Origin of the sequence: Paraflavitalea sp. CAU 1676, assembly GCF_029223285.1 — a bacterium.
In the GTDB taxonomy this organism is placed as follows: Bacteria; Bacteroidota; Bacteroidia; order Chitinophagales; family Chitinophagaceae; genus Paraflavitalea.
Genome location: NZ_JARHUJ010000007.1, coordinates 480,109 through 504,184, shown reverse-complemented (window position 1 = coordinate 504,184; position 24,076 = coordinate 480,109). Strand labels below are relative to the sequence as shown.

Sequence of the window (24,076 nt, the reverse complement as noted above, 5' to 3'; positions counted from 1 at the left end):
AGCCGGAACGGCGAAGGTTTAACAACTGCCATTATGAAATATACTTACTTTCTTCTACTGATCCTGTTTACCATTCCTTTCCTGTCTGCTGCACAACCCACCGATAAGCAAGCGCCACCGGGTTTTGATGTTGAGCGGAGCGATATTGGGCACGGGAAGATCGACACGATTACCTATGCTTCCAAAACGGTGGGGGCCGACCGCCGGATGCTGGTTTATACACCGCCCGGTTTTTCATCGAGGAAAAAGTATCCCGTCCTGTACCTTTTGCACGGTATTGGTGGCGACGAAAAAGAGTGGTTTACGCATGGCAAGCCGCATGTCATTCTCGATAATCTGTATGCGGATGGCAAAATAGCGCCCATGATCGTCGTGCTGCCCAACGGCCGTGCGATGAAGGATGACCGTGCGACCGGTAATGTGATGGCGCCCGACAAGGTACAGGCTTTTGCCACCTTCGAACAGGATCTGCTGAATGACCTCATTCCTTTTGTCGAGAAAAAGTACCCTGTTTTAAAAGACCGGGAAAACCGGGCGATTGCCGGTTTATCGATGGGGGGCGGTCAGTCGCTCAATTTTGGCCTGGGCAACCTGGATCGCTTTGCCTGGGTGGGGGGCTTCTCTTCTGCCCCGAATACGAAGAAACCCGAATTGCTGGTGCCGGATGCGGAGGCTGCCAAACGGCAGTTGAAACTGCTTTGGATCTCCTGTGGCGACAAGGATAACCTCATTAGCTTCAGCAAAAGAACGCATGATTACCTATTTGAAAAAGGCGTACCTCATATTTACTATATAGAACCGGGTGTGCATGATTTCAAAGTATGGAAGAATGGGCTGCATATGTTTTCGCAGTTCCTGTTCAAGCCGGTAGACCCGGGGAGTTTTTCGTCGTACACGATCCTGGGCACGCGTGCTGCTACCAATGTGCGATCGGCCGACTACCCTCAGGTAATGCCCGATCATCGCGTGTCGTTCAGGATCAAAGCGCCTGCTGCGCAGCAGGTACAGGTTGACCTGGGCCGTAAATATGACCTTGCGCGCGATACCGGCGGTTACTGGAAGGTAACCACCGATTCGATCGGTGAGGGGTTTCATTATTATTCGCTGCTGATCGATGGGGTGCCCCTGGCCGATCCGGCCAGTGAAACTTTTTACGGAATGGGAAGGATGGCGAGTGGGATAGAGATACCGTTTAAGGGTGGGGCTTACTATAGCGTAAAAGATGTGCCGCACGGTGATGTGCGTATCAAGCGTTATTATTCGACCGTCACGAATTCCTGGCGGCGTTTCTTTATCTATACGCCACCGGGTTATGATAACGGCGCGCAGGCTTTGCCGGTATTGTACCTATTGCATGGCGGTGGCGAAGATGAGCGGGGTTGGGCTACCCAGGGCAATACCGACCTCATTATGGACAATCTCCTTGCGACCGGGCAGGCGAGGGCTATGCTGGTTGTGATGATGGATGGCAATATGGGGATGGGTGGATTTACCGAGCAGCCATTGCGCGCTTTTGAAAATGAACTTAAGCAGGTGGTGATCCCTTTTGTAGAAGCCAATTACCGGACAGCGAAAGGCGCGCCCAACAGAGCGCTTGCCGGCCTTTCGATGGGCGGTCTTCAAACGCTTTATGCCGGTATTAAAAACACGGAGCTATTCGGGTACTTAGGGGTGTTCAGTTCGGGATGGTTGCCTGCTCAGGAAGCGATCTCGACAGCGCAGTACAATTTTATCCGGGACAATCCGGCTGCTATTAAGGAGCGGCTGAAGTTGTTTTGGATCGCGATGGGCGGCAAGGAGGATATTGCTTACAATAATTGTCAGATCATGCTTAAGCGTTTTGATGACCTCGGATTGAAATATACTTACAGTGAATATCCCGGTGGTCATACCTGGCCGGTGTGGCGTAATAATCTTTATTCTTTCGCTTCCTTATTATTCAAATAAATGCCCAACAAAATAATGATGCTCCTGTGCCTGCTGTTGCTGGCACGCGACGCTGCCTATGCGCAGGATCCCGATTTTCATATTTACCTGTGCCTTGGCCAATCGAATATGGAGGGCAATGCCCGGTTCGAAGACCGGGACACGAGTGTGAGTGATCGTTTCCTGGTAATGGAGGCGGTAGATTGTCCCAGCCTCAACAGGGCCATGGGTAAATGGTATCCGGCCCGGCCTCCGCTATGCCGTTGCCAAACGGGACTAACGCCAGTCGATTATTTCGGACGGAAACTGATAGCCGCGCTGCCTGTCAAGGTACGGGTAGGCGTTATCAATATATCGGTTGGCGGTTGTAAGATTGAGTTGTTTGACAAAGATGGATTTGCAGATTATGTAGCTACGGCTCCCGGCTGGTTGAAGAATATGGTGAATGAGTACAGCGGCAACCCCTATGCGCGACTGGTAGACATGGCCAGGCTGGCACAACGCGACGGCGTGATCAAAGGAATTTTGCTGCACCAGGGTGAATCGAATACCGGCGATACGAGGTGGCCGCTGAAGGTTAAGAAGGTATATGAACAATTGCTGCAGGACCTGCAACTGGATGCTGCCCAGGTTCCACTGCTGGCCGGTGAAGTGGTACATGCCGAGCAGGGTGGCATTTGCGCCAGTATGAACCGGATCATCGGCACATTGCCCCAGGTGATCCCTACGGCCCATATTATTTCATCGCAGGGGTGTGCCGATGCGGAAGACAATTTACATTTCAACGCAGAAGGATACCGGGTCCTGGGTGGCCGCTATGCTGATGTTATGCTTGCTTTACTCGGTTATCCGCGGGCGCAGGGTGACCGTGCGAAAGGCGTTGAATAGATGAAGATGGCCGGAAGTGGCGTGTACCCTATTATATTACTCAAAAATCAGCACTCAATAATGAAGCTATTCACTGTTAAGAACGTTGCGATGCCATCGATGATCTGGACTGCCATGAGCCTGTTGGCGGGCGCTCCTGCTTTTTCACAAAAAGCCGTACCCCTTAAAAATCAGCCCCTGTTTACCAGGTTCAATTACCAGGGTAATGACCGTGTATATGCGGATAATCCGTTGCGGGAGGGGGAGTTTTACAGTCCGATCCTGCAGGGATGTTATCCCGACCCGAGCATTACCCGGAAAGGAAATGACTATTACCTGGTTAACTCTTCTTTCTCCATGGTGCCCGGTGTACCCATCTTTCATTCGACCGATCTTGTAAACTGGAAGCAGCTCGGTCACGTGCTGGACAGGCCGTCGCAACTAAAGGTGGAGAAAGCAGGGATCTCGGCCGGTATTTACGCGCCCGATATCAAATACAATCCGCACAACAATACTTTCTATATGATCACCACGCAGATCGCCGGGGGGATCGGTAACATGGTGGTAAAAACGCAGGACCCTGCCAAAGGGTGGAGTGATCCTGTGAAATTGAAATTTGATGGTATCGACCCTTCCTTGTTTTTCGATGACAACGGTAAGGCGTATGTAGTGCACAATGATGCGCCGCCGCGGGGTAAAGCGTTGTACAACGGTCACCGGGTGATCAAGATATGGGAATACGATGTGGCGAATGACGCGGTAATAGAAGGGACTGATCAGATTATCGTTGATGGCGGCGTGGATATTACGCAAAAGCCTATCTGGATCGAGGGGCCGCACCTGTACAAGAGAAATGGGCGCTATTACCTGATGTGTGCAGAAGGCGGCACTGGTGGCTGGCATAGTGAGGTGATCTTTGTGGGGGATAGTCCCAAGGGGCCTTTTAAGCCGGCCAATAACAATCCAATTTTAACACAGCGTTATTTTCCTAAAGACAGGGGCAATAAAGTGGATTGGGCGGGGCATGCCGATTTGGTAGAAGGTCCCGTGGGAAAATACTACGGTGTGTTCCTGGCGGTGCGTCCCAATGAAAAGGGCCGCGTGAATACGGGCCGTGAGACTTTTATTTTGCCGGTGGACTGGAGTGGCGAGTTTCCGGTATTTGAAAACGGGCTGGTGCCTTTGAAGGTGAGAACGAATATGCCGGCGGGAGTGAGCAACCAGGCGGGGCGCAATGGATTTTTGCCCAATGGCAATTTCTCTTTTACAGACGAACTGACGGCTTCCAGGCTGGATCATAAATGGATTGGCGTACGCGGGGCCCGCGAGCAATTCATCACCAGTACTAAGGAGGGCGTGCGGATCAATCCTTTCCCGGTTAGCATTAAGGCTACAGCGCCTACGTCGACCTTGTTTTACCGTCAGCAGCATGCTCATTTCGAGGCTACGGTACAATTGAATTATACTCCCGCAACTGACAAAGACCTGGCTGGCCTGGTCTGCTACCAAAAGGAGACCTTTCATTATGTATTCGGTATCACTAAAAAGGGAAACGATCTGTTTGTGGTGCTCGAGAGAACAGAGAATGGAAAGTCTACCATTGCAGGCAGCGAAAAGCTGGTGGCCGGATCCGCGGTGCAGTTGAAGGTGGCCGCTCAGGGCGATGCTTATATCTTCGCGTATTCAACGGATGGCAAGCAATTCAAAACCATTGGAGGAGTCGTTTCGGGTGATATCCTGTCGACCGATGTGGCGGGTGGTTTTACCGGTGCGCTGATTGGTTTGTATGCTACATCGGCCAATGATGTTCAGGTTCCCTGACATGCGTATACAACCGAAGTAAATGGTCTAAAATTATAAACTACCCACAACACATGGTTAAAGTGTCATTCGCGTGACACCATCCCCCAAGCGGGCAATATAGTATTTGCCGGAAGATGGATTAAGGGCCGGAGCCCTTCATTAAACATGCGCAACGGTGCTGCCGGCAGCGCTTCTCGGCTGGCTGCCGACAGGAGGATGTGGCCGGCGAACTGCTTAGTGAAGGCTGCCTGCCGCGACCGGCAGACGATGTAGACCACGCATTGCTCAATGCCTACCATACAGCAAGTAGAGGAAGCCACCAGATAATACTTCATAAACAAAACATTTAAGATTTAAAAAATAACAGCAAAAGCTGCCCGCAGCTTCCATGCGGCATTTGCGCCAGGCCAAAAAGGAATGCGGAATAAATGCGCGGATGGTTGCGGGTGACTGGCTGGCTGGTGTTACAACATAACCCGGGAAGAGATAAGTACTTTGGTCGAACGGGTAGAAAAGCTGCAGTCGGTGGCCGGTCCGCTGTGTTTGGAAAAGATTGCTTCGCTGGATCAACTGCCACAATAAAAGGACGCCCCGTAATACTTGGTATTTTTATTATGATGTTCCAATCGTGTCTATAGTGACAGGTACGGCTGCTTGATTAAGGAAGGCATGGGCATTAGCTCCATCAGCAGGATTGCAGGCAAGCCTTGTTGACTCCCCTGGCATAGCTCTTTCCTCGCATGTCATATAGTGTCATGACATAACCTGACATTACCTGTACGCCATATAGATTTTCTTCTTAAAAACTTTTAAAGCCTTGCTGTCTACCTTAAGTTTGCAATGCGGAATAAGGGAAGCTTCCCGAAATTATGCCCAAGGGCCGGAGTAATAGAATTGGATCTGCTCCCAAATCTTCCGGAGGCACCCGCTCCCAGGCGCTCCCGTACCCGATCCGTACCGCACCCGTACCGGTCTCGTACAAATAGCGCAAGTTTCGAAAACAAGCCACTTTCACTAAAAGTGGAAGGGCGTGTGATGCAGTGAATTGTTTAGGTATTAATACAAAAAACAGAGATGGACGATTTAATCAAGGAATTATTGGATTCCGCCGGATGGTATGAGAACAGAAGCATTAATATAGAATATGAAATAGAGGATTTATCAAGGGAAGGATTCTCCCTTCCGAATGAGAAGGTCATCTTACTATGGAAAGAGTTCTGGAACCTGAGGATCGAATTTGCCTTGCCAAGTGGGGAGTTTAGTGATATTGTGTTAAATGTAGACCGAGGCAGGCGCTGCACCGACCCTGATGATGTCAAAAAGATGGAAGCTATTGTGGGCAAACAGTTAGTCCCAGCTGGGTTGCTGCATTTTGAAACAGGGTTACTTTTGATTGCCTTAGACTTATCGTTTTATATGGTGGCGGAAGGAGGGGTTTATCAGCTGGGCGCTTCGTTTGAGGAATTTCTTGACAACACAATTCGAAGGAAAGATATTCTCAAATACAATTATTGAATTATTACATTAATAATGGAATGAAAGAATATTCAAAAAGAGTAGTTGAGGAGGTAGAAAAGATTATTCAGGAGAATTCCGGAAATCTGGTTCTAATAAAGGAAACCGGTAAAGATGGTGAGGGGCTAATATTCAAATATTCGGTGACCCATAAGTTTAGGCAGAGTTTCTTTATGTTTGACGATTATGATATTGTGGAATTGCTAATAGAGCAATTGTTGGCCCAAAATGTTGAGATATTCGAGGATTTTGCCCATTTGCAAAGGACGTATTCTAAGCAGGTTCCTAAGCCTATGTTTTGGCCGGAAGACAGGGCCTGGCCTCCTGAAAAGCAGTAGTTATATTTCTGCCTGGTTTGCGATTAGACCGGAATATCAATGGAGTGGCATTGGAAACAACACAGGCTTGTAGCACCTGATAGCAGATTTTATGGTAAATGCTCCTGCCAATATTTTAAAGGATAATGGAATGAAATTACGCATTAGTGGAATGTTTGTTTTTTTAGTGTTATTAAGTGCATCAATTGCTTTTTTGCTTTCCTGTCATAATAGCCGTAATGCAAAAACTTCAGCTGAAAGAAGCTATGACAATACCAAAATTGTATATTTTGTTGAATATTTTAACGCTGATACCGTGAAGATAATGGCAGGCAGAAAAGAAATTACCGCATTGGTGACCACAAATGCTTTGACGGGTGAAGGACGCAGTTTTATACTGAAAGCGAAGAAGATAATAATTAATATTAACAGTGATACTGCGTTTAAAATAGATGGTTTTGATACATCGTTCAATAATATTGTCATTAATAAAGTCGAAGAGAGATTCACTGTTCATAAGGCAAAAGATACTGTTCTTACATCTTGGTAAAGGTAATGTTGGCAGATGATGTTTGGTAATGTTCCAATCATTTCTACAGTTCCCGAAGAGGACCGTTCTTTTGTATTTGCACTGAGGTTATAATTGAATGACATCAAACTCGAAAATATGAAGTCATACTTTGATGATTTTTTAGAAGTAGCCAACGCCAGCGTACCTCTTTTAATTAAAGAAGTATCATGGGACAACATAGCGTTGTACATGGGCGGCGATAATTGGCACTTTAACACGTTAGGAGATTGGGTAGTTGTCAATGACGTGATCATGATTAAAGGCTGTCATGATTCGGATGCTGAATTGTATCTGAAGGAAATGATAGGCCGTAGCATAATACGAATTGAAAGATCAAAAGAAGAACCAAGCTATGATCCTATTTTAGTAATAGACAATGGTTTGCGGGTGCGTATTTTTTCGACTTCGGTTATCGACCCCTGGACTTTCAAATTTGGAGTTAGTTCGTTTTTTGTAGCATCCCCTTCAGATGATGATTGGAATGGGTAAACGAGCAGTTCGATGAATAGTGCAAACATTCTCCAATGAATACTTTAGCCCGGTGATTGATTTTTCAACTAAAATTGACAAGGATTCCATTATCCAACTTGTTGATTACTTTACTGATAATAGGGGTGATGTAAAGAGCATATTTGACGGAGTTTCGGGAGAACTGAGGGATACGGGAAAAAGAATGACATTCGAACCGTTTCAAACACCCGTAGTAAAAAGAGTTGACATAGACTACGAAGGTTCTTTAATTGGGTCTGTCTTAATTTCTGGAGATTTTGATGTTTCAGTAAAGGAACTTGGTGAATTGTTTGGACCTTATACCAAGAGCTTTGTCCCTTACGATGAAAATCTTCTATTCCATTTTAAGACATCGAAGAATAGTCAGTTGTTTATACATACATCTATTCCTGAAAGTAGCTTCCAAAGCGATCAGGATAAAATTACCAATCTGCATTTAATATGGTAAGGATGGGTTTACGTATATTTCGAGCCAATTAAAATAAAGATGGTAAAATGACTTTGACCGAAGGTAAATGCACCTGCTTACTCATAGCCCGGCATTATTGATCATAATCCGATTACTGCCTGCCTTCAGTGCAAATTGCTTGCCCTTCCATACTAGCGTACCACTGGTTTTCGCCGGCAACCCGATCTCAATATTCCATTTGCCATTGTTGAGGACATATGACACGGCGACCTTTCCCTTTGGATGAGGCATTTCGCCGCTTACGTTCATCATCGTGCCAAGATGTGGTTCTATTTTGATGCGACGGAAGCCAGGCGCATCGCTGTCGATACCGAGCACTGTGCGGTAAAACTCAATGTTCGGACTGGCGCCCCAGGCATGGCAGTCGGACCGGCTGTGGGGTAGATCCGATACCTCGGCCCAGGTGGTGAGGCCCATGTTGATATTATCCCTCCATACAGCGAGCCACTGCAGGTAATCATTTCCCATACCTGCCTTTACCAGCGCCTGATGCAAATAGTATTTGAAATAAATGGTGCACTGCGTGAGGTCCTTATCTCTCAACAGGTGTTCGCCTGCGGCGCGCAGATCCTCCTTGCTCACCAAACCTGCCAGTATAGCCAGGGCATTCGCGTGTTGCGAATAGACATCCTTCTCTTTGGTATCAGCAAATAGCTTGCGAGCAGCATTCCAGTACTTGCTGCGGATGGTTTTGCTTAGCTGCTGCGCTTTTTGCCGGTACAGGCTGGCGTAAGCACTCATCCCCAGGCGTGCTTCCATTTCGGCAGCCCATTGGTAGGCCATCTGCAGTTGCAGATCGAGTATAGCCGAATTGCCATCGCTGCCCTGCGGCGGCATTGCAAAATTCCAACCCTTGCCGCCCACCCAGTCTATAAAGTTCCAATAGGGCAGGTTCTTCAACGATCCATCGGCCGCCTGGTATTGGCTGAAAAAATTCAATACCTGTCGTGCGCCTACGAGCTTTTCTTTAATAAAGCTGCTGTCGTCGCGGTACCTCCAGTAATCGTGTAGCACGCCAATGTACCAAAGGGAGAAAGTAGAGATTATCTGCGTACTGCGCACCGGCCAGCGGCTCTGCGTGGCCCCTTCCGGTATGCGTGAATGATCCATCAAACTAATCGCATTGCGCGCCAGCCGATCGTCCCCACTATTGTAATAGCTTACCAGGGCCTGTATACGCGTGTCGCCGATGTATTGTAATTGTTCGTAGTAAGGACAATCCCAATAAGTTTCCATGGCACATAACCGCGCCGTGCGCCAGCCGATCTCCAGCATCTTGTCTATCTCTGGGTTATTGGCTTTGAATACGGCATTGTAGGTAAACGGATAACCGGTGAAGATGCCGTAGATATCATCTATCTCAAGCGCTTCCTGCTGCGTTTGCACGGTGAGCAGTATATACCGAAAGTTGCGGCAGTTGAGGGAGGTGAAGGTTTGGCCCATGCTGCCATCGGAGACCAGCGAATCCTTCCTTCCGTTAAACTCTTTGCCTTCCACCTCATTGCGGTTGCCTTTGCGATCGCCGTGTAACTTCAGGTTATCGTACAGCGCTTCTGCATAGCGCAGTGAAACCCCGGCCTGACTGCCCTTGCTGAACTGCAGATTAATATATGCATTGGTGAGTACCGATTGATCGAGCAGCAGGGTGGCCGTTGTATTGGCCGGGATGGTCACCGTTGTTTTCGTTGCCGGAAAACCAGCTGGCGCAGTAATGCCGCTTGCTTTGCGTACCACTGGTATGCGCTGGTAGGTGAGCTCCATTTGAGGAATAGAAGAGGGTACGAGCATCCAGGCCAATCCGTCAGATTGTCCCTTTCCCTTTGCCCCGAACAATTGGGCCGCTGTGGGCCAATCACTGTCGTTGAAATTGGCAGCCGTCCATCCCTTCACCGACTGGTTCATGTTGATAAACTCTCCATTGCTCGCCGCAAAGAATCCGGCGATGGGGTGACGTCCTTTATCGCGCACGCATTTCCACGTATTGTTGGTATTGAGTATTTCCTCCGCCGGTGTATTGCCCTGGAGCAGGAAGGCCGTACGTACCGATAGCTGTGCTTCGGGCCGGTGTTCGGCTTCGTTGTATACGAGCGCTGCTACCGTGTTTCTGCCTGGGGTGAGATAAGGGGCCAGGTCGACGGTTTCGTAATTCCAGTAATAGAAATCGCCCCTGGCTGGTCCCAATGATACGAGCGTGCCGTTGATGAATAATTTGTAACGATTATCGGCCGATACATGTATGATAAAGCGTGCGGGTTTTGCCGCCAATTCGATCTGCTTCCTGAAGTAATAGATACCATAACCCGTGCCCGGATCATTGGGTGGCACGATCCATTGCGCCCTCCATTCGTTGTTGCGGGGCGCTGTGGGTAATTGTTGGGCCAGGAGGGGAGCGGCCGTCAACAAGATGACTACTGACAACAGGCAAGCGGATAACTTTTTCATTAAGGGGTTTGTCACCCGATACTGCGCCATCCGCTACAGAAACGCGGCCTATTTTTGGAAATTCTTTACCCGGGATTTTGTGTGCAATCCCATCCTGTACTGTCTGTGGTGTGCCTGCTATTTTGTTCTCTTTGTTTGCGCAACTTTCAGCTTTTCATTCTTTATATTTATCGAAAGTCTCCTCTATGATGAAGCTTGCGATTTGGGCGCTGATGTTGTTCAACCTGGGCAGCGTTGTTGCGCAGAACAGGGTGCCAGTTTTGAAGACGGATGTTCCATTGGACTCTATAAGGCTGAGTGATCCTTTTATCCTGGCGGATAAAAAGTCGATGACCTACTATATGACGGGCACAGGCGGTTTGTTGTGGAAGAGCAAGGACCTCCAAAAGTGGACGGGACCTTACAAAGTAACGAAAACTGATCCGGCTTCGTGGATGGGACCCGAGCCGATGATCTGGGCTGCGGAGCTGCATCATTACAAGGGCAAGTACTACTATTTTGCTACGTTCACGAACAGGGGTGTAAAGATCGATACCGTGAAAGGGAATGTGATCGAACGCAGGGCCTGCCATATCCTGGTAAGCGAAGTGCCGGAAGGGCCGTATGTGCCCATGAAAGATCCTACTTATTTGCCGGCGAATATGCCCACGCTCGACGGTACGCTGTGGGTAGAAGATGGCAAACCTTACCTCATCTATTGCTATGAATGGCTGCAGAATTGGGATGGTACGATCGAGCAGATCGAACTGAAGCCAGACCTGAGCGGTTCCGTTGGACAAAGCAAGCTGTTGTTCAAAGCCAGTGCATCGCCCTGGAGCCGCGAACGTGACAGTGCTGGTAAAGTAATCCCCAATAAAGTAACGGACGGGCCCTGGTTGTTTCATACAAAGACCGGTAAGCTGGGTATGTTGTGGACCAGCTGGGTGTTCAGCGAGTATACGCAGGGCGTAGCTTATTCCAAAAGCGGTAAACTGGCAGGTCCCTGGATACACGAACCCACACCTTTCACGCCGCCCAACTATGGGCATAGCATGTTGTTCCGCACCTTCGATGGCAAACTGCTCATGGCGGTACATAGCCATCGTGAAGATAAAAGCGGCCGGTACATTCGCATTCCACAGTTGTTTGAAGTTGATGACAGCGGCGACAAACTGGTGCTGGGTGCGCGATACCATTAAATAAAAAAGCCCCCGGGGGAGCATTAAGCTGCCGGGGGCAATGGGTACGGATAATGGTTATTTTTACCGACTGGTATTATTTGATCTTCAATACCGGCTTCAATTTATAATCACCTGTGCCTTCCTGGAATATGGAAAGGGCTGCGTCGAAATCAATGACCAGTGAGTCGAGGTGAGCATTCAGCTGCTTGTTGAGCTTGATCTTTAAACCCGATTCGCTTCCACTGGGTATGGTGAGCGGATACAGTTTATTGTCGATCTTAATGCTGTTCTCACTGCCAAGCACAAACCGCACTTCTTTTACGCGGCCGGTGGGCACGGTGCTTTGTGCGATGAGGGTGTCGATGCCGTTCTGGTAATCGAGCAGGTTGTAGACGCCTGTTCTGGTTTCGAGGTTCACCCAGCCCGATGAATCGTCCTGGAGGTTCACCCGCACCTGGCGGATATCAACGTTTACTTCTGTAGCATTGTAAGGATTGTCGGTGAGTTTGATCTTGAGTTCTGTCGTGTTCTCGTTGTCTTTTTTACAGGCTACGATCAATCCGGTTGCAATGGCTACGGGGACTAAAAAACGTAAGGGTTTCATAGATGGAAAATTTGATTCCGGAGGGGCGAAAAGTATGCCAGAAATGGATTGATCTATACGTAAATAACATAAAATCAAGGTCTAACTGCATGGTTTTAAGGGGCTAAGGTGTTTGGGTAGAAAGGGGGCTTTTATATTTGAAATCTTTCTTCTATTTTGTCGGCAAATCTGTAACCCATGAAGGTACTATCCCTATCATCCTGTAATGCTCATGCCTGTAAGGGCCTGCTTTATACGTGGCCGCACGAACGGTGTTCGTTTTATATTTCTCCTCCCGGGCTATTCTATTCAACGTGATATTATATACTCTATATAAGGTTGCTCCCTGATATCGGGGTGTTGCCTGAAAGCCTGTTGGCTGACCCGGATGGATGAACCTTTTACGGTATCCGACCGGACATCATCGTACTAAATCCCGACTTATGAAGAGAACGATACAATCAATATTGTTTTGTTGTTGTGTGTTTGCTTCGGCTGCACAGATCACTACGCCGATCGTGCGTGCCAATTTTGAAGTGGACGGCGGTTTGCGCTCCAATATCTTCAATGGCATCTGGAATACCGGAGGCGACGACTGGTTTGGCAATGGTGAGCCCGGTACCGGTGTTTTCGTGATCGACACGACCGGCGCGAGCTATATCAATCAGCTATATCTGAACAATCCTGCTTCGCGGCGTTATCCCTTGTTCAGGAGTATGAACTACCCCCAATTCTCGGTTGTCAATAATATGATGTTGATCGATGCGGTTTTCATCCGTGACCACCATGGTGCTGATTCTACCGCGTTTGCCTCGGGTTCAAATAAAAATAGCCAGAGCCCTGCGACGTGGGCGACCCCGACGGTGCAGGGAGTGCCCGACAAAAGTGATATCCTCGATATGTTCATGCATGTGCGCAGGGCTGGCCCTTTTACCACCGATTCGCTCTGGTTGTTTGGCGGTGTTTCGCTGGAAGGTTCGGGTGGTAACCGGTACTTCGACTTCGAGATGTACCAGACGGATATCGTTTATGAAAGGTCCTCGCTGAAATTTAAGGGATATGGTCCCGATGCCGGCCACACGAGCTGGACCTTTGATGCCACTGGTAAAGTGGTGACGGCCGGCGATGTCATCTTTACGGCTGAGTACAGTGGTTCGGGGCTGCAGAACCTGGAAGCCCGGATATGGGTCAACAAATCGGCGCTTACTACGGTTACACCTGCGGCTTTTAGCTGGGGTGGGGCTTTCGATGGCGCTACAGCCGGCTCAACCTTTGGATATGCCAATATTTTGCCCACGAGTGCAGGTGCTTTTTATACGGGCCTTCAATGTGGCGCCAATACCTGGGCGGGGCCTTTCGGCCTCGTACGCGGTGATAACAGTTTTGTACCAGACTATGAACAGGATCAATTCCTCGAGTTTTCGGTAAACCTGAGCAAACTGGGTGTTGATCCCCTGGTGAGCATGGGGGATGCGTGTAAGATGCCTTTCCGCAGGATATTGGTGAAGTCGCGTTCGTCGAGCTCCTTCAGTGCAGAATTGAAGGACTTTGTAGGTCCCTTCGACTTTTTCCGCGCTGCTATGGCCACTGCAGCGGCAGATATTCCCATGTTTTGCGGATCTGCCGGCATCAGTACCCTCAGTGTAAGCAATCCGTTGATCACTTCGTTGTATACCTGGAAAACACCCGATGGTCATATCGCCGGCGGCTCTATCGGGCCAACGATCATGGTAGACCAGCCGGGTACCTATATCGTAAGCCAGGAGTTGATGGACAGTTGTGGCTCTACCTACGCTACAGATACGGTGCTAGTAACGCTCGATCCATTTTGTACACTGCTGCAACAAACTGATAAGAACCGGAAATTTGTGTTTGAGAAAAACCTGCTGAAGCGGGCCGTTTCTATTTTGCCGAATCCGGTGGGTAGTCACCTGCGCCTGTCGCTGGCTTCGCCGGTGAAGGAAGCGGCTAGTATTTCGATCGTTGATATTACAGGCCGTGAGTTGTACCGGGTGCGAACGGATGCTATCAAAACAGCAGCGCTGATCGATATTCCCTGCCCGGTGAACTGGCGCAACGGCGCTTATTTTGTGAGAGTGGTGATGGGTAATGAAACGATCACTAAAAAAATGATACTGGCGCGATAATATTTCTTCCTATACCTCCTGATCGTTGCCCGGAGCTTCACGGTTGTGAAGCTCCGGGCTTTTTTATGTGCTGCCGGTGTAGCCCGCTTTGTGCCATCCCTGAAATTTCAACTTATTGAGCCTGATCAGCGCTGCGATGGTGTATAAAAACAATAGCAATATGAGGTGAATGATGTGTTGCACATTTTGTCCCAGTGTACCGCCTGCCTGTACGATGGATTGGTACATGTTGATGAATGGCGTGGTGGGCAACAGGGCTGCCAACCATTGCAGGGGCAATGGTATGTTTTGCAGCGGAAACGTGTAACCGGTGAGCAGGAAGAAGGGATAGGTGGAGAACGCCATTAGTTGCACATTGAGCAGCGGATCGCGGAACAGGCTGCCGATCCATTGGCCCATGGGGATGAGGGTTATAATGAACAGCAGGAAAGCTATGCTGAGGCTTGTATAACTGCCGCGCATCGGCAATTCCAGGAGCGTGAAGTTGACGGTCATAAAGAAGAACGCATACGCGGCAAAAAGGATCAAGTAAAATGCTCCTTTGCCGACGAGGGCCATGGAGGGGCTGCCGCCGGATGTTTGCAACCAGTTGCCGACCTGCCGGTGTTTTCTTTCGCCGGCCACACTGGCCGAAAGGCCGAGCAACAGTGTTTGCTGCAGGATGAGCGCGAGTAATCCCGGCAGCAGGAAAGCGCCATAACTGCTGCGGCTGTTGAAAAGCGGGCGGTAGTCGAGGTTAACGGGCATTACTTCCTGCAGGGAGCCGCCGGTGTTCATGCCTTCGGACTTCTGCAGGTATTGCATGCGCACGCCGGCGCCCAGGGTGAGGCAGGTTTGGTTGATGCTGAGCAGCAGATCGCTCGACGGTAAAAACCTGGCTGCATTGAGGGCTACCACTACATGGGCCTGCTTCAATGATTTTACTTTTTGTTCCAATCCCTTTTCGATGTACAGGAATCCCTGGCAATGACCCTGGTACATGGCTTCTTTGGCTGCTTCTATTCCTGGTACGTTGAACACCGTTACTACTTGTGCATTGCCGACCTGCTGGGTGAGCAAGCGTGAAAGGGAGCTGTGGTCGTCGTCTACCACGGCCAGTTTTACGCCTTCTTCTTCCTTGTAGGTATATATGCTGCCGTAAAAGAATGCATAGAGCAGTGGTGCGATGAGCAGCGTGAGCAGCAGGCTGTGGTCGCTGCCGATGCGCGCTGTTTCGCGTTTGATGAGGCGCCCTACTAGGCTAAGCTGGTTGGTGGACGGCACGTTTTAATCGTTTAAGTTGTTGCTGATAAAGTAAGATGGCTATTGAAAAGGTGATGGCGATGAACAAGAGCAGGTAGCCCATTTCGGTGCGGGCATAGCGTAAGGAGAGGTCCATGTAATACACTTTAAAAAAACCGTCGAGGAAATGGGTATAGGGCATGATGTTGGCGTAGTACTGATCGTACCAGGGCATGGCCCAGCGCGGAAAGGTAAAGCCGCTGAACACGAAGGCCGGCGAGGTATAGAAGAGCGCTGCATCGGTGGCCAGCATGGTATCGGCAAACAGGGCCGATAACATGACGCCGATGCCGATACAGGCGAGGCTCAATAAGGTATACAGTACGAAGAATTTGCCGGCGGCCGATGCGGTGCCCAGGTTGAAGAATGGAAATACTACAAAAGCCACGAGCAGGAAACTTAGCCACGCGATGGTGAGGTGGGCGATCGATTTGCCGATGATCACGGCCGATGCCGAGCCTTTTGCGAGGGTGAATAGTTGCTGTTGGGTGCGGGTGGTGGTTTCATAGTTCAACAACAATACACTTACCATGATCATGATCATTTGCAGGCCCACGGTGATGAGGCCGGGCACCAGGTATTGCTGGTAGTTGTAGGTGGGGTTATACAGTGTGTAGGCGTTTAATACAATGGGCTGCACGAGCGCCATGGCTTTTTCTTTTTCCATTCCGGTCTTTACAAACTTTTGCAGGATGACGCCGGAGCCAGCGGTGATGATGACCTGGGCTGCTTCCTTGTAGATGAGCTTGGCGGGCACTACTGCCGCCGCATTGGTATAGACAACTACGTTGACGGGGTGGCGGCTCTTGATGTCGCGCTCCATGTTCTTAGGGAAATGGATAGCGCCCAATATTTCTCCGCGGCGCACGAGGTCTTCCAGTTCGCCGATGCTGCCCACCTGCTGCGTAAAGCGTATGGTCTCTACCTGTTGCAGGAGGAAGGTGAACTGGCGCGATACGGCCGATCGGTCTTCGTCCCAGAGGGCTACCGGCAAGTGATCGGCCTGTTGTTCGTTGTAGATGTAGGCATACAGAAAGAACAACAAGGGCGGCATTACCAGCAGCACGAGGTAGTGTGCCGGCAGCCGGAATATTCTTTTCCATTCCCTTACTATGATCTTCGCCAGTGTGCTCATCGGGGTAGTTGTAAGGCGGCGGTCATGCCGGAACGTAAGCCCTGTACGCCGGGGGGATCGCTGGGTTTGAATTCGATGGTGAAGGTGCGCAGCTCAAACTGTCCTTTGTCTTTGGTGGGTACCCAATTGGCAAAGGTGAGTGATGGCGCTATGGAGGATACGGTCACGTTGAATGTTTCGGGTGTGCAGCCGGGCACTTTCACAGTGGCTGTAGCGCCTGGTTTTAGTTGTGCTGCCTGATCCTGGCGGATATTGAAACGCAGGATAAAGGAATTCTCTTTTTCCACGCTCATGATGGGATAGCCGATGGAGACGATCTCGCCCTGGTGTATGACCATCGAGGTGATGACGCCATTGGCGGGGGAGTAGATGCGGGTGTTCTCCTTCAGTGCTTTGGTGAGCTCGTAGGCATGCTGCGCTTGTTGTACGATGGCGTTGGCGCTTTTGAGGAGCTCGGGCCGGGTACCTTTTTGCAGCATCTCGAGGTTGAGGCGGGCCGTTTCCATTTCTTTCTGGGCGGCCTGGTATTTGAAAAAGAAGATGTCGCGTTCCTGACCGCTGATGACATCGGCATTGTAGAGGCGTTGCATACGGTCGTAGGTCTTCTTGAAGAGATCGTACTGGTCTTCTGCGATCTCATAGAGTTTACCGGTGGCGCTTACCAATTCTTTGCGTGGCCCTTGCTGTAACAGTTCGAGCTGGCCTTTAGCTGCATCCACTGCGGCGAGGGCCTGCGAGCGGATGGCTTCTATTTCGGTGGTACGCAGTACGCCAAGCAATTGGCCGGTCTTTACGGTATCGCCCTGTTCTACAAAGAGGCTATCGAGGCGGCCGGGAAATTCGGCGGCTACATCCACGCTGGTGGCATCGACCATGCCGATGGGGTCGTTGGTTTCCGTTGCCGACTGGCGGAAGAGGAACCAGATGGCCACGGCCAGTACGATGATGGGTATGAAGAGCGCCCAGTAATGTTTTAAGAAGGTTCTCATTGTTATGGAATTAGTTCGGTGATGCGTTCGGGGGTGCCATAGATGTTCCAGTAGGTTGCTAACGCTATGTAATAGGCCAGGATAGCGGTATAGTAGGCTTTGTCGACCTCGCCTTGAATGATCAATACGTCGTTGAGGTCTTTGAGCGAGGACAACTGGTTTTGCACCCTTTCATCGACGAGCCGGCGGGTGGTGCCGATGTCGGTGCGGGCGCTATCGGCGGTGCTGATCTCATTTTGGGCAGCGCTGATCTTGTTGCGTGCTACGCGCAGTTGCATTTGCAGGCTTTCGCGGGTATTGGCTTCGGCCAGTTTTACTTCTTCTACCAACTGCCGCGCGGCTTTCTTTCGTTTTTGCGATTGAGTGCCGCTGAAGAGGTTCCATTGCATTTCTACCCCCACCATCCAGGGCGCCAGGGTTACGGGCAACTCGTTTTGGTAAAGGTTGATATTGCCTACTGCGAATATATTGGGCAGCTGGAAGGAGCGGGCTATCTGTTCGGCGGTTTGTGCAGTAGCGATCTTGCTTTTTACCAATTGATAGGCGGGGTTTTGCTGCCAGGCGGTTTGGTCATCTAGCGGCAGGTTGCCGGCCCTGTATTGCAGGGTGTCGGTAATGGTGAGTGCCGAGTCGAGCGGAAGGCCCAGCAGCTTATTCAGTTCGAGTAAGGCATTCTGTTTGTCCATCTGCAGGTTGGAGAAGGTGGTGCGTGCCTGTGAGAGTAGTACTTTGGTCCAGCTTTTCTGGTAAGGCGCCAGTATTTCATTCTTTACCAGCTCTTCGCTATAATCCCTGTTTTTGGTAAAGGCTTCTACGAGCCGTTGCTGTGTTTTGAGCAGGGTGTTGAGGTACCGTATGCGGATGTATTGTACGGCCAGGGCGTAGTGTACATCTTTTTCCACCAGCGCCGTGTTGATATTGCCGGCAATCACTTCCGACTCGGCAAAGTTGCGGGCTGCGGTGAGCTTGCTGCCGAGGTAGATGGGCTGGCGTGCTGCCAGGCCGGCGATAAAATAAGACTGCCGGCTGAGCGGTGGGTTGTAATCGGGATACACGGCGCCCAGTATGTTTTTGGAGGTGTTGTAGATCCTATCCTGTGCGGCCTGCGACAGTTCATTGCCGGTGAGCTCCTGGTATAGGGTGTTGGCGGTATTCACCGCCTGTTGGGAGCTGCCATCGAGGATGCCTTCGCGCACGGTTTGCAGGTTGATCTCGAGTGGCCTGCTGAGATAAGTATAGCTGGCCAGGAGATCGACCTTCGGTATATAGCGCTGTTTTTCTACAGCGAGATTGTATTGCCGGGCCAGCAGGGAGGCCTGGGATTGTTGTATAACGATGTTCCTGTTTCCCGCTATGCGGAAACAGTCCTGCAGGCTGATGTCCTGCGCGGTGAGCAACACAGGGGGCAGGCAGCAGGCAATGGTGAACGTTACTATATGTTTCATACGCAGGATGATTAATGGTCAGCCGGTGCATGGGTAGGGGGGTATGTGTGTGTTACCAAAGTCCGAGTACTTTCCACCACAGGCCGCCCACGGCAAACCATATGGCCAGGAATAGTACGCTGATAAAGAATCCATGTTTCCACCAGTCTTTCATATCCACATAAGTGCTTCCAAAGAATATCGGTGCTGGTCCGTGGGCATAGTGGGTGAGCGAACCCATCAGCGTGGCACAAGCGCCGAGAAAGATGGCGAGCATGGTGCCCGGTACGCCTACGGCGATGCCCACTGCGAGGAATACGGGATACATGGCGGCTGCGTGTGCGGTGGCGCTGGCAAACATATAATGGCTATACGAGTACACGAGTATCAGTATTGGAAAGGCCATCTGCCAGCTGAAGTGCGCCATCTTGTTGCCGATGAGGTTGCCAAACCAGCCTACGAAGCCCAGTGAGTTGAGGTAAGAGCCCATCATCACCAGCGAGGAGAACCACACAATGGTATCCCAGGCGCCTTTCTCTGCTTTTACATCCTCCCAATTAAGTACTCCGCTCAACAGCAGTATGCAGAGGCCTATGAGTGCGCCCGTGGTGGCATCGATGGAAATGAGGTTGCCGAAGATCCACAATACGAGCAGGATAAGGAAGGTAGCAACCATGAGCCATTCCTGCAAACTTATGGGCCCCATCTCTTTGAGTTTGGCCGCTGCCATGGCGGGTGCTTCTTTGGTTTGTTTGAGCTCGGGCGGAAAGAACTTATACAGTAACAGCGGCAGTAATAAAAAGCAAACAAGCCCGGGTACCAGGGCTGCTATGGCCCAGCTGGTCCAGGTAATGGTGATGCCGAGGTCTTTGGCAAACTTCTGCGCCATGGGATTGCTGGCGGTTGCAGTGAGGAACATGACGGAGGTGACCATGTTGGCATTGTAACTGCCCAGGGTAAGGTAGGCGCCAATGCGGCGATGCGTTTCGGGTTTATCGGGGTGCGAGCCCATGTTGATGGCGATCGACTTCATGATGGGGAAGATGACACCGCCGGCGCGCGCGGTATTGCTGGGTATAGCGGGCGCCAGCAGGAGGTCGGCCGTGTTGAGGCCATAGGCCAGGCCCAGGGTGCCCTTGCCGAAGATGCGGATGAAGTTGTAGGCGAGGCGTGTGCCCAGGCCGGTTTTAATGAAACCCCGGGCTATGAAGAAGGCGAGCCCGATGAGCCAGATGGTGGAGTTGCCAAAGCCGCTGAGGGCTGCGGTGACGGCGTGTGCCGGATCGCCGGGGGCCAGCACCTGGGTGGCTGCGCAAAGCGTCATGCCCAGCATGGCCATGGTGCCCATAGACGCCGCTTTGAGGATGATGCCCAGTATGGTGCCCAGGAAGATCGCCAACAGGTGCCAGGCATTGGGTTTTACCCCTTCGGGGGCGGGGATGAACCAGATGATCAATGCTACGATAAAGGTAATGAGCAATGCTTTGGGCCTGATCTCTTTCATGCGTTTGGTTTATTGTTCCAATTAGAATCTTATCTGCAATTGTGCGTAGGCCAGGTTGTAACTGTAGGCATTGGTGAGCCGGATATCATGTTTATACCTGTCGATCGCCACGCCTACCTGTAAGGCTGCATAGAAATTGTCGGCGAATATCAACGACACGTTAGGTATGATGGTTTGGCGTCCATTCTTTGCCTGTTTGTAATTCTCATCGAGCCACTCGCAACGCGTTGAAAGCTCGATGGCCCTCACCCGCGGATGTTCATATTCATAGCGAAGGGTGGGGAAGAAGTAGAAGCCGCGCGTTCTGAACTGGCTGATGGCTGGTTTGGGGGTAATGGTGCTGCTGTTGTGCGCAAGAAAATCGGATCCGGATTTATACTCGGCCATCACCAAGAGTTGCCAGCGGCTGGTGAGGTCGATCTTTGCGGTGGCATCGCCTCCCCAGGCATTGCCGGTGCCGCTGCCGGCCATGCTGCCGAGGCCTGCATTCATGGCTACGGTGAAATCTGGCGCAATGGTGGCTTCGAGCCGGCCGTAGACGTTTTTGGTATTGTCGTCGTCGGTGGGCTGGTTGCGGTTGTTGCCGTTGTACACGCCGGCGAAGTAGCGAAGGTTACCGTCTTTGGAGAGCTGTCCGAATACCGACAGGCCTATCTGAAAGCTTTGCCAGCCATTGCGGCCGAAAGCATAGTACTGGTTGGAGAAATCGAGTGTACGGATGATATCGACTGCAATAGCGTCCTCAATGCCAAAGAATGGGCGGAACTGTCCGGCCTGTACGTTGAAATACTTGTTGAGGCTGTATTTGATGTAGGCGTTTTCGAGAACCTTATTGGCCGGGGTACCGTTGAAGTCGGCCAGGTTGGCGAGTATATTGGCCGAGAAATGATCGTTGATATTGGCTTTGACCATGATCCGCGCGCGTTTGACGAGAAAGGTATTGCGTACGCCTTTGGCGCCGGTGGAGGGGTTGAAGTGTTTTCCATTCACATCGACCTGGTCGTTGAGTGATGCCATATACCGCGTTTGTAATACGCCCGAGAATGACAGGGAGCGTTTAAAGGCTGAAAAATTGCTGATGGTGTCTGCCTCCGTGAGCGAGGTTTCATCTTTTTGCTGGGCCGAAATGTTGGTGCAGTAGATGCTGGCTACTGCAAGCAGTAAGAGCAGGTGTGTTCTCATGCAGTATCGAACTTAATGGTTATCATAAATTTATTGAATAATTACCGAAGTACTGTTTTCTGCAGGCAGAAGATTGGGGTGCAGGGCCGACTAAGTTGCACAGATTTATAAACTGCTGTTGTATAGGGATGTGTTCTTATCAGGTTCTTACTTGGTGGTTGGTTGTTGCGGGAAGTGTCTTGCTTGCAATGAGCAGGATCATCTTTTGTGTGGCCGCTATGTTGGGCTGTTGGGGCGCGATGGGGCAGGACCTGGAGCCACGCCGCTATGCGGCCCTGCCAACGGGGATGAATGCGCTTGCGCTGGGATATGGTTTCTCGGAAGGAAATATCGTGGCCGACGCAGCATTGCCGGTTGAAGACTTTAGTTTGAAGACACATATGCTGATCGCCGGCTATGCGCACACCTTTGGCATGTGGGGGAAGCTGGCCCGGGTGGCAGTAAGCCTTCCTTTTACGGCGCTGGCGGGTAATGTAAAGATCCAGGGCCGTGATACAAGTATCAGCCGGGCGGGTTTCAATGACCTTCAGCTGCGTTGGGGTATCAACCTGCTCGGCTCGCCGGCGATGGACCGCAAGGCGTTTGCAAAATTCAGGCAGGGCACCATCCTGGGTTTTAGCATGGTGGTCAACATACCCACTGGTCTTTATCACAACGACAAGGTGGTGAATACCGGTAGCAATCGCTGGGCTGTTAAACCGGAGGTGGGTATCTCGCAGCGGATCAACCGGTTCTATGGCGAACTGTATACGGGCGTTTGGTTTTATGCCCCCAACGATGAATACATGGGGCACCAGGTGCAAAGGCAGGAGCCTGTTTTCAGTTTGCAGGGGCATGCGTGTTATCAATTCCGCAATACGATGTGGTTGAGTGTAGATGGCACCTGGTTCAATGGCGGTCAGAATTTCGTGGACGGCCGATCGCGTGGCGAGTTGTTTGATAACTGGCGGGTGGGCGCCACCTGGTCTACTCCAATAGCCAAAGGACATTCTCTCAAACTTCAATTTCACGTGGGTGCTTTTGCTACTCGTGGGTATGATTACAATACAGTTTCTCTCGCCTATCAGTATATCTTCTTCCGATAACTTATTACATATAAATGGTGTGTATGATTGTGCTATAAATGGCAGTTTGCCGTTACGATCGTGCTATAGGGAGATGTGTAAAAACGAGGAGTCCCGCGAAAGCGGAACTCCGGGCACAAATAAAAAACTCTGATATGAAAAGAACCCCTTACTGCGAGTTAATGATGAGAAAAGTTTCACAGGGCACGGAGCCTTTAAACTAAAACATGAAAAGTAACTTGTATCGTTGCTATCCACTGGCCGGATAATAAGTTTATACCTGCTTGTTAGAACCTGCATTGAAGTTACAGTAGTGATTGTCGCGTACAAAATATTGAGGTGCCTTGTGTGCCCAATCTTATAAGTTGTGGCATTTGAATGGAATACGAGAGGGTTGAGCGTATATCCGGCGCTGCTAGACAGGTTGCCCGCCTTTGTTGCGGAAGATCTTTGCCGAGCCGGCTCCCATACGGCGGATGGTGCTGATGGCTTCCTTGCGGCTTATGTTGATGGGCCTGATCTTGTCTTTTTCTGCATAGACCACCATGCCATCGCGCAGGCTGGGGGCGTTGGGGATAAAGATGACGAAGAGTTCTTCGTTGACCTGCTCGATCAGGAAGGCCAGTTGCCAGCCTGCATCGGTTTGGGCGAGTACGACCTTCATCTGATCTTTTTCGGTATTGTCGGGGTCCAGATCACCCAGGATCGATTTCATCACTTCGTAGCCGGGGAGGTGAACGAGGATGCGGGTTTCGATCCGCCTGATGAGGTGCCTGGCCAGGCCGGTGCGTGCCACGATGCCGGCTCCCAGGCAGATGAGCAATAGTAACATCACTGCCAGAATTTCATGGAAATAGACGCCCCCTACTTTCCAATCTTCCAGCCTGCGCGTCATGGGGACAATGATCCGGTTCAACAGGCTGACCGCTTTTTCGAGGATCATGATGACCAGTACTAATGGGACCAGGAAGAATATTCCGCCCATGAATGTCGTGGCACATATGCGAAGTAGCTTTTTCAAGGTTTTATTGTATAAAATTACGAAGGCCGCAATGCCCATTAGGTAGCGGTTGGCCTCAACTTACGAATCGATGCATGCGCAATGGGTTGATATAAGTCAATTTCGTATAGAAAGATGAGCTCCTGTATAAGCGTATACGCTTAGTCGAAGACGTAATACCCAGTTG

At 50.5% G+C, this 24,076-nt stretch carries 21 protein-coding genes; 11 read left to right on the top strand and 10 right to left on the bottom strand.

Annotation, left to right across the window (positions count from 1 at the left end; translation table 11 throughout):
* Positions 1–33: 33 nt before the first annotated feature.
* The 3 genes from P2H89_RS24425 to P2H89_RS24415 are packed head-to-tail and all read left to right on the top strand — an operon-like array spanning position 34 to position 4,614.
* Positions 34–1,947 (top strand): alpha/beta hydrolase-fold protein, encoded by a 1,914-nt coding sequence (locus P2H89_RS24425; protein WP_275831912.1) that lies wholly within the window; start codon positions 34–36, stop codon positions 1,945–1,947.
* Positions 1,948–2,814, top strand: a complete 867-nt coding sequence (locus P2H89_RS24420) for a sialate O-acetylesterase (protein WP_275831910.1) — start codon at positions 1,948–1,950, stop codon at positions 2,812–2,814.
* A gap of 60 nt (positions 2,815–2,874) precedes the next feature.
* Positions 2,875–4,614 (top strand): glycoside hydrolase family 43 protein, encoded by a 1,740-nt coding sequence (locus tag P2H89_RS24415; RefSeq protein WP_275831908.1) that lies wholly within the window; start codon positions 2,875–2,877, stop codon positions 4,612–4,614.
* A 65-nt stretch (positions 4,615–4,679) separates the two neighbouring features.
* Here the strand turns inward: P2H89_RS24415 and P2H89_RS24410 are convergent, their stop codons facing one another.
* On the bottom strand, positions 4,680–4,931 hold the full coding sequence (locus tag P2H89_RS24410; protein WP_275831906.1) for a hypothetical protein: 252 nt from the start codon (positions 4,929–4,931) through the stop codon (positions 4,680–4,682).
* 739 nt (positions 4,932–5,670) lie between these two features.
* Here P2H89_RS24410 and P2H89_RS24405 point away from each other — a divergent pair.
* The 5 genes from P2H89_RS24405 to P2H89_RS24385 all read left to right on the top strand — a co-directional run bounded on the left by P2H89_RS24405 (position 5,671) and on the right by P2H89_RS24385 (position 7,957).
* Positions 5,671–6,111, top strand: coding sequence for an SUKH-3 domain-containing protein (locus P2H89_RS24405; protein ID WP_275831904.1), 441 nt, complete (start codon positions 5,671–5,673; stop codon positions 6,109–6,111).
* 20 nt (positions 6,112–6,131) lie between these two features.
* Entirely contained in the window at positions 6,132–6,449 is a 318-nt protein-coding gene (locus P2H89_RS24400) for a hypothetical protein (protein ID WP_275831901.1), read from the top strand.
* A gap of 91 nt (positions 6,450–6,540) precedes the next feature.
* On the top strand, positions 6,541–6,978 hold the full coding sequence (locus P2H89_RS24395; RefSeq protein WP_275831899.1) for a hypothetical protein: 438 nt from the start codon (positions 6,541–6,543) through the stop codon (positions 6,976–6,978).
* A gap of 117 nt (positions 6,979–7,095) precedes the next feature.
* Positions 7,096–7,488 (top strand): hypothetical protein, encoded by a 393-nt coding sequence (locus P2H89_RS24390; protein WP_275831897.1) that lies wholly within the window; start codon positions 7,096–7,098, stop codon positions 7,486–7,488.
* A 19-nt stretch (positions 7,489–7,507) separates the two neighbouring features.
* The gene (locus P2H89_RS24385; protein WP_275831896.1) at positions 7,508–7,957 is read left to right on the top strand and encodes a hypothetical protein; all 450 of its coding nucleotides are present in this window, start codon (positions 7,508–7,510) and stop codon (positions 7,955–7,957) included.
* 81 nt (positions 7,958–8,038) lie between these two features.
* Here the strand turns inward: P2H89_RS24385 and P2H89_RS24380 are convergent, their stop codons facing one another.
* Positions 8,039–10,420 carry an alpha-L-rhamnosidase C-terminal domain-containing protein gene (locus P2H89_RS24380; RefSeq protein ID WP_275831894.1) on the bottom strand — a complete coding sequence of 794 codons (2,382 nt, stop codon included), beginning with the start codon at positions 10,418–10,420 and terminating at the stop codon, positions 8,039–8,041.
* Positions 10,421–10,605: 185 nt separating this feature from the next.
* Here P2H89_RS24380 and P2H89_RS24375 point away from each other — a divergent pair, with 185 nt between their 5' ends.
* Complete coding sequence (locus P2H89_RS24375) at positions 10,606–11,598, top strand: glycoside hydrolase family 43 protein (protein ID WP_275831892.1); 993 nt, start codon at positions 10,606–10,608, stop codon at positions 11,596–11,598.
* A 76-nt stretch (positions 11,599–11,674) separates the two neighbouring features.
* Here the strand turns inward: P2H89_RS24375 and P2H89_RS24370 are convergent, their stop codons facing one another.
* Positions 11,675–12,184 (bottom strand): DUF4382 domain-containing protein, encoded by a 510-nt coding sequence (locus P2H89_RS24370; protein ID WP_275831890.1) that lies wholly within the window; start codon positions 12,182–12,184, stop codon positions 11,675–11,677.
* 422 nt (positions 12,185–12,606) lie between these two features.
* Between P2H89_RS24370 and P2H89_RS24365 the strand changes: the two genes are divergently transcribed.
* The gene (locus P2H89_RS24365) at positions 12,607–14,310 is read left to right on the top strand and encodes a T9SS type A sorting domain-containing protein (RefSeq protein WP_275831888.1); all 1,704 of its coding nucleotides are present in this window, start codon (positions 12,607–12,609) and stop codon (positions 14,308–14,310) included.
* A gap of 63 nt (positions 14,311–14,373) precedes the next feature.
* Here the strand turns inward: P2H89_RS24365 and P2H89_RS24360 are convergent, their stop codons facing one another.
* From P2H89_RS24360 to P2H89_RS24335, 6 genes are read right to left on the bottom strand one after another with little or no spacing between them, the layout of a single operon-like run.
* The gene (locus P2H89_RS24360) at positions 14,374–15,573 is read right to left on the bottom strand and encodes an ABC transporter permease (protein WP_275831886.1); all 1,200 of its coding nucleotides are present in this window, start codon (positions 15,571–15,573) and stop codon (positions 14,374–14,376) included.
* Positions 15,551–16,726 carry an ABC transporter permease gene (locus P2H89_RS24355; protein WP_275831884.1) on the bottom strand — a complete coding sequence of 392 codons (1,176 nt, stop codon included), beginning with the start codon at positions 16,724–16,726 and terminating at the stop codon, positions 15,551–15,553. Before P2H89_RS24355 ends, P2H89_RS24360 begins: the two co-directional genes overlap by 23 nt.
* Positions 16,723–17,715, bottom strand: coding sequence for an efflux RND transporter periplasmic adaptor subunit (locus P2H89_RS24350; RefSeq protein ID WP_275831882.1), 993 nt, complete (start codon positions 17,713–17,715; stop codon positions 16,723–16,725). The genes P2H89_RS24355 and P2H89_RS24350 overlap by 4 nt, the downstream gene beginning before the upstream one ends.
* Before the next feature lie 2 nt (positions 17,716–17,717).
* Positions 17,718–19,160, bottom strand: coding sequence for a TolC family protein (locus P2H89_RS24345; protein WP_275831880.1), 1,443 nt, complete (start codon positions 19,158–19,160; stop codon positions 17,718–17,720).
* Positions 19,161–19,212: 52 nt separating this feature from the next.
* Positions 19,213–20,643 (bottom strand): anion permease, encoded by a 1,431-nt coding sequence (locus P2H89_RS24340; protein ID WP_275831878.1) that lies wholly within the window; start codon positions 20,641–20,643, stop codon positions 19,213–19,215.
* 21 nt (positions 20,644–20,664) lie between these two features.
* Complete coding sequence (locus P2H89_RS24335; RefSeq protein WP_275831876.1) at positions 20,665–21,825, bottom strand: porin; 1,161 nt, start codon at positions 21,823–21,825, stop codon at positions 20,665–20,667.
* 188 nt (positions 21,826–22,013) lie between these two features.
* Here P2H89_RS24335 and P2H89_RS24330 point away from each other — a divergent pair, with 188 nt between their 5' ends.
* Positions 22,014–22,910 carry a transporter gene (locus P2H89_RS24330; RefSeq protein WP_275831874.1) on the top strand — a complete coding sequence of 299 codons (897 nt, stop codon included), beginning with the start codon at positions 22,014–22,016 and terminating at the stop codon, positions 22,908–22,910.
* Positions 22,911–23,304: 394 nt separating this feature from the next.
* Here P2H89_RS24330 and P2H89_RS24325 read toward each other — a convergent pair whose 3' ends face one another.
* Positions 23,305–23,910 (bottom strand): DUF502 domain-containing protein, encoded by a 606-nt coding sequence (locus P2H89_RS24325; protein ID WP_275831872.1) that lies wholly within the window; start codon positions 23,908–23,910, stop codon positions 23,305–23,307.
* Positions 23,911–24,076 lie beyond the last annotated feature (166 nt).